The organism is Paenibacillus sp. 01L418, assembly GCF_056400045.1.
In genome coordinates, this window is record NZ_JBFTSN010000380.1 from 1 (window position 1) to 6,199 (window position 6,199).

The 6,199-nt window shown below is 46.0% G+C and carries 6 protein-coding genes and 1 riboswitch; all 6 genes read left to right on the forward strand.

The window, feature by feature from the left end; genetic code table 11:
* Window positions 1–1,253 (forward strand): ABC transporter permease (locus tag AC1DSE_RS28160; RefSeq protein WP_477528555.1); only part of this gene is annotated, 1,253 nt, incomplete at its 5' end.
* Window positions 1,250–1,915 carry an ABC transporter ATP-binding protein gene (locus AC1DSE_RS28165; RefSeq protein ID WP_441881663.1) on the forward strand — a complete coding sequence of 222 codons (666 nt, stop codon included), beginning with the start codon at window positions 1,250–1,252 and terminating at the stop codon, window positions 1,913–1,915. The genes AC1DSE_RS28160 and AC1DSE_RS28165, both read left to right, overlap by 4 nt.
* Before the next feature lie 14 nt (window positions 1,916–1,929).
* Window positions 1,930–2,130: riboswitch (cobalamin riboswitch) on the forward strand.
* A gap of 176 nt (window positions 2,131–2,306) precedes the next feature.
* Complete coding sequence (locus AC1DSE_RS28170) at window positions 2,307–3,080, forward strand: DUF4430 domain-containing protein (protein ID WP_477511732.1); 774 nt, start codon at window positions 2,307–2,309, stop codon at window positions 3,078–3,080.
* Complete coding sequence (locus AC1DSE_RS28175) at window positions 3,073–3,942, forward strand: energy-coupling factor transporter transmembrane component T (RefSeq protein ID WP_430054306.1); 870 nt, start codon at window positions 3,073–3,075, stop codon at window positions 3,940–3,942. The genes AC1DSE_RS28170 and AC1DSE_RS28175 overlap by 8 nt, the downstream gene beginning before the upstream one ends.
* Window positions 3,933–5,582: an ABC transporter ATP-binding protein gene (locus AC1DSE_RS28180; protein WP_477511733.1), complete on the forward strand. Its 1,650-nt coding sequence runs from the start codon at window positions 3,933–3,935 to the stop codon at window positions 5,580–5,582. The genes AC1DSE_RS28175 and AC1DSE_RS28180 overlap by 10 nt, the downstream gene beginning before the upstream one ends.
* Window positions 5,570–6,199 (forward strand): ECF transporter S component (locus tag AC1DSE_RS28185; protein WP_477528556.1); only part of this gene is annotated, 630 nt, incomplete at its 3' end. The genes AC1DSE_RS28180 and AC1DSE_RS28185, both read left to right, overlap by 13 nt.

Genomic DNA, 6,199 nt, shown 5'->3' on the forward strand with positions numbered 1-6,199 from the left:
CCCCTAACCAAGCTTATTTTGATATATTGTCCATGAAAGGCGCTATTTTCATATTTTCAATGTTTTTATTTCCTTACATTTATTTGATGACCAAAACCTTTATGGAGAAGCAAAGCGCAGCTTTCATAGAAAACGCAAGATTGCTCGGCAAAGGGCAGCTTCATATCTTTTTCCGAATCGTATTGCCTTTGTCGCAGGCTGCAATTATCGGCGGAGCCAGCCTCGTCGCATTTGAGGTACTGAATGATTTTGGAGTAACAAAACATTTTGGCATTGCTTCGTTTACTGCAACGATTTTCAAAACATGGTTTGGTATGTATGACGTTGATTCTGCCCTGAGATTATCTGCGCTCCTAATGAGCGCTATTATTGGATTGTTTATTATGGAGAGACTGCTTCGCAGGCGAAAAATGTATCATTCCGCGACAAGCAAGCTTAATCCGCTTAAACGAAGGAAGTTATCCTATTTAGGGACAGCTGCTGCTATTTTTGTGAGCACGGTTATATTTGCCCTTTCGTTCGCTATTCCAGTAGTTCAGCTCCTCGTTTGGGCGACATGGACATATCAAGATGTATTGAACAGCAAATTTGCGCAGCTCGTCTCAAACACGCTTTTGGTTTCCATTGTTGCGATTACCGTGTTGATGCTGCTTGCAGTTATTGTCGCCAATGTAAGCCGGAGCCTGAATCGATCGCTTTTGTCGCTTGCAGCAACAAAGCTAATTTTAATGGGCTACTCTATCCCGGGTGCTGTTTTGTCCATTGGCGTGCTTGCTTTGTTTATTTCCCTAGACCATCAATTAAGCGGCGTCTATTCATGGTTAGGTTTTGGATCGAGCAAGCTCGTACTCAGCATGTCGCTCGTAATGCTTATTTTCGCCTATGTAATCCGCTTCCTTGGTGTAGGATTTAATGCGGTGGAAGCGGGATTTGATAAAATAGGCAATCGTTATTCTGAAGCTTCCAGAACGCTCGGCATCGGTATGACTGCTACCTTCTTCAAAGTTGACTTGCCTTTAATAAAAGGATCCATATTAGCAGGCTTCCTGCTTACCTTTATGGAAATTATGAAGGAGCTGCCGCTGACGCTGCTGCTGCGCCCGTTTAATTTTGAGACGCTAGCGACAAAAGCCTATCAATATGCAAGCGATGAGCAAATTCATCAAGCTTCGGTACCGTCTTTATTCATAATCACGGTGGGAATGGCAACTGTTTTTGTTTATCATCGGTTGGGAGAGAAGAAATCCAGATGAACTTTTTTGAGCTGACTAACGTTTCTTTTAGCTATGACAATGGGAAAAAGAGTGTATTGGAAAACTTTACGATGCAAATGCAGAAGGGTGAAGTTGTTGGAGTGCTTGGTCAAAGCGGTTGCGGGAAAAGCACGCTGCTGCGGATTATTGCCGGGCTTGAGATTCCTGCCTCGGGACGTATTGCCGCTGGCGGCAGGGTTTTAGTAGATGATCAGCAGTTTATTCAGCCTGAGCAGCGCGGCATAGGCATGGTGTTTCAGGATTATGCGTTGTTTCCTCATCTGACTGTCGGTCAAAATATATTATTTGGTTTACATCGATTATCAAGAAAAGATAGATTCAAACGGCTGGATGAAATGCTGGAGCTGATACAGTTAAATGATTTCGTCAAGCGTTATCCGCATGAGCTTAGCGGCGGTCAGCAGCAGCGTGTTGCTTTTGCTCGTGCGCTTGCCCCGTCTCCCTTGATGCTGTTGATGGATGAGCCATTTAGCAGTTTGGATTCACACTTAAAGCAAAGCATTCGGGAGGAGCTGAAGCGATTGCTTCACAAAGCCCAAATTACGTGTATGTTCGTCACCCATGATCAAGAGGATGCAGCTGCTATTTGCGATCGAATCATTCAAATCCCATATAGACAAACCCCAGCAATCCCGATATGATTGATTAAATAATCGCATAATTGAATAGAGAAGGTGCAAACAAAAGCATGCTTTTGTTTGCTTAATAGGGAAGTCCGGTTCAATGCCGGCGCGGTCCCGCCACTGTATGTGAAGAGTGATTCTCTGCAAATGCCACTGTCCGATTCAAGGATGGGAAGGTGTGAGAATCGCGTTGACGCACAAGCCAGGAAACCTGCCTTTTTTATTTTGTTTCTCATTCTTCGGGGGTAAAGAATGTGGAGGCGTAATCGTTTTGCAGGACGCATCATATATTTTAGTTATATACGGTTGCTATTCTTACATTCGGCATGCAGATCCCCTAATAGAAGGGGGTCTTTTTTTTATTGTTAAGGTTTGTGTGAATGAGACAAAAAGGAGCAGAAAAGAGACGATGGCAAAGATCTACAAGAAATGGTTACCAAGCTTAATCATCCTATGGCTGTTTATTGGTTTATTAGCTGGCTGTGCCAGTCCGGCACAAAGCGTTAATTCCAATACCAATCAAGTGCAAACCAGCAACGAAGGACAAGTGGGAAAAGAAGCGGAGAAAGCCGCTGATGAGCAGCCAACGAGTACTTCAGCATCAGAAACGGCAGAGGCAACGCAGTTGCCTAGCGAAGATAAAGATCAAGATAACGCGAAGGCAACCGACAACGCTGGCGGTAAGCAAGCAACGCCTTCCCCGAAGCCGAAGCAGACAAATGAGCCAAAACTGGATGATCCAAAAACGAAGCCTACTACTTCTGCGAAACCAACCAAAACAGACAGTGCGGCTACAGCGAAGCCCGTCACGCCTGTTGCAACGCCGAATCCTATGCAGACGGTTACGATTTCAATTGTCGCGGACAAAGATACGGGAACGGTGCTTGCACCAACAGCCGTAGAGTTCAAGAAGGACGATACCGTTCTAGATGTATTGAAGAAAATTACGAGAAAAAACAAAATACAAATGGAATACAGAGGTGTTAAAGGCGGTGCTTATATCGAAGGCATCGATAATATTTACGAATTCGATCTGGGTGCGAAGAGCGGCTGGATGTACCGAGTAAACGGTGAGTTTCCTAACAAGGGCGCCGGGGTTTACAAGGTTAATGAAGGTGATGTTATTGAATGGTTGTACACGACTGATCTTGGCGAGGATATAGGAGCAAAATTCGATGAATAGTGCGTTCGGTTCGGTACATCCGGTTACGAGCTTCAGTTATTATGCAGGAGTCATTACATTCGGCATGCTCTTATTTCATCCTGTTTTCTTATTGACGTCACTTGCTGCGATTACGGTAATTATTGTCATTCATGGCGAAGGGAAGCGGCTGCTTAAGCTGCTTCCTTATTATGTTCTAATGGGCGGTTTAGTTGCTGTTCTTAACCCGCTGTTTTCTCATCGCGGGCGGCATATTTTATTTTATTTTATGGATCAGCCGATCACGTTGGAAGCTATTTTATATGGTGTGACGATGATGCTATCTTTATTGTGCATTTTACTAGCCTTTGTATCGTTTCAGCAGATTGTTACGACGGAGAAATGGATGTATTTATTTTCACGAGTCGCTCCGCGAACTGCACTGCTAACCTCGATGTCGATTCGGTTCGTACCGCTTTTCTTGCGGAGACTGGATCAAATTACTACGGTTCAACGAATAAAAGGGGTTTCGATTCTCGAAGGCAGCTTGAAAAAACGGAGCAAGGATGGCATGCTGCTCGTTCGTGTGCTGTTGACCTGGTCCTTGGAGGAGGCGCTTCAGACCGCTGATTCTATGAAAGCTAGAGGGTATGGCGCAGCTAAACGAAGCTCTTATGTCATCTATCGTATGGATCGTAGAGATTGGTATGTTCTATTGTTTCTTGGAGCAATGGCACTAGTATGCATTTGGGGCTGGATGCAAGGTTTTGGTGTGCTTACTATTTACCCGCGTCTGGAAACAATGCAGTTTCATAGGGGGGAAGGCATTGCATACGCTTGCTATTGCGCCTTTCTGTTAACACCAGTCGTACTTGAAGAAATGGAGAGAAGGTCATGGAAGTAATTCAGGTTGATCAATTGACGTTCCATTATCCGGAATCAACGGTTGCAGCACTCGATAACATTACTTTAAATATCAAGCCAGGCGATTTTGTCGTCCTTTGTGGGGCATCCGGCTGCGGCAAAACGACGCTGCTTCGGCACTTGAAAAAAGAAACGCAGCCTACGGGGAAACGCTCAGGCACCATTAAGTATAATCGTGTATTGCTAGAGGAACTGCCTGCGGTCGAGGCGGCTGAACAGATCGGCATGGTGTTTCAAAACCCTGAAAATCAAATTGTGATGGATCAGGTATGGCATGAGCTGGCTTTTTCCATGGAAAATGTCGGCTATGGGCAAGCGGTTATGCGTAAACGACTAGCCGAAATGAGCCATTTCTTTGGGCTGGATGAGCTGATTAACAAATCCGTTCATGAAATATCGGGGGGACAGAAGCAGCTGATCAATCTTGCTTCAGTATTGCTGCTGCAGCCAAAGCTGCTTCTATTAGATGAGCCCACCTCTCAGCTTGATCCGGTAGCGGCGCGAGATTTTCTGCAGTTTATTTATCGGCTGAATCAGGAAATGTCGATGACGGTTATTATAAGCGAGCATCGGCTGGAGGATGTTATTCCACTTGCAGATCGAATCATTCTGCTGGAGGAAGGCAAAGTGAAATACGACGCGCCGCCGAGAGAGCTATGCCGGCTCGTTGGTGTTGATGCAGCGCAGAAAGAAATGCCATACCTGCCTTCCGTTACGAAGCTGTTTCTATCTGCCCAGAAGGCTGGCAGCCTACCAGAAGCAAATCAAATTCCGCTTACCGTGCGTGAAGGGAAGAAGTGGCTCTCCAATGTTTTCGGCGTACATACAATAGGCGCAAATCATTCAGTAATCAACGAAAGCAGCGAGCTCGAAAAAAAGGAATGGCTGCTTGCTTGTGATGAAATAACGTTTAAATACGAAAAAGCGAGTGCAGAGGTGTTGAAGAAGCTGTCGCTTAACGTGTACAAGCATGAGTTTTTGGCGGTGCTTGGCGGCAACGGGGCTGGAAAAACAACGATGCTGCAAATGATGGCCGGATTATTAAAGCCGCAGCGAGGCAAGCTGAAGCGGGATAAATCGATTAAAGTTGGTTATTTGGCGCAAAATCCACTGCTTTATTTTAGCTACGATACAGTTGAAGAGGAGCTTCAGCGAATGGCGGATTACGCCAAACTCGATGATCGGGATCGGAAAATAGCTCAGGTTGTCGATTCCCTGCAGATTTCCTCTATTTTGCCGAAGCATCCTTATGATTTGAGCGGAGGAGAGCAGCAGAGAGCGGCGTTAGCCTTAGTGCTGCTTGGTGAGCCGGATGTTCTATGCTTGGATGAGCCGACAAAGGGGCTTGATCCCATAGCCAAGCAGCGAACAGCGGAGCTGCTGCAGCAGTTATGCCATGCAGGCAAAACCATAGTCATGGTCACACATGATATTGAATTTGCTGCCGAGCATGCAACGCGCTGCGCGATGCTGTTTGATGGAGCAATATCTGCTGAGTCGGAGCCGGCGCAATTTTTTGGTACTAATTATTTTTACACAACAGCCATCAATCGAACGGTGCGTGAATGGCTGCCAGAAGCGCTGACGACAGAGGATGTGATTGCAACGTGGGCAAAATAAAGCTCTGGTTCATTGCCAGCATTGGACTGTTCATCGCAGCTATGGCCTTATCCTCTGCCATTTCCGATGATCATTATTTAATGCTAAGTATCGTGCTGCTATTTGTCACGATGATTCCTTTTTTTGCAAGGTTTGAGAGACGGAAGATCGAAGCGCGCGAGATTGTTATCCTTGCTGTGCTGGCGGCCATTGCGGCCATTAGCCGCGTACCGTTTGCGCCGCTGCCGAGCGTTCAGCCCACATCCTTCGTGATCATTATTGCTGCGATTGTGTTTGGAGCTGAATTGGGCTTCATTATCGGCGCAATAGCTGCAGTCGTATCGAATATCTTTCTAGGTCAGGGCCCGTGGACGCCATGGCAAATGTTTTGCTGGGGGATGATCGGGGCTAGCGCGGGGTGGCTGCGAAATACTTGGCTCATCAAAACAAAGACCGGCTTGCTCGTATTTGGTTTTGGATGGGGCTTCTTGTTTGGCTGGATTATGAATATTTGGTTTATCATCGGATTGCCGGACGCGCTGAGCTGGAATTTGATTTTTGTTGCCTACATTCAAAGCTTTTATTTTGATCTTGCGCATGCGCTGTCCAATGTTTTTTTCCTCGCCGTGTTTGGGAGC

What these genes read in the sequence shown, in the direction of transcription:
- AC1DSE_RS28180 (WP_477511733.1), top strand. Translation starts at nt 3,933, where the DNA reads ATGGAAGTAATTCAGGTTGATCAATTGACGTTCCATTATCCGGAATCA.
- AC1DSE_RS28170 (WP_477511732.1), top strand. Translation starts at nt 2,307, where the DNA reads ATGGCAAAGATCTACAAGAAATGGTTACCAAGCTTAATCATCCTATGG.
- AC1DSE_RS28165 (WP_441881663.1), top strand. Translation starts at nt 1,250, where the DNA reads ATGAACTTTTTTGAGCTGACTAACGTTTCTTTTAGCTATGACAATGGG.
- AC1DSE_RS28175 (WP_430054306.1), top strand. Translation starts at nt 3,073, where the DNA reads ATGAATAGTGCGTTCGGTTCGGTACATCCGGTTACGAGCTTCAGTTAT.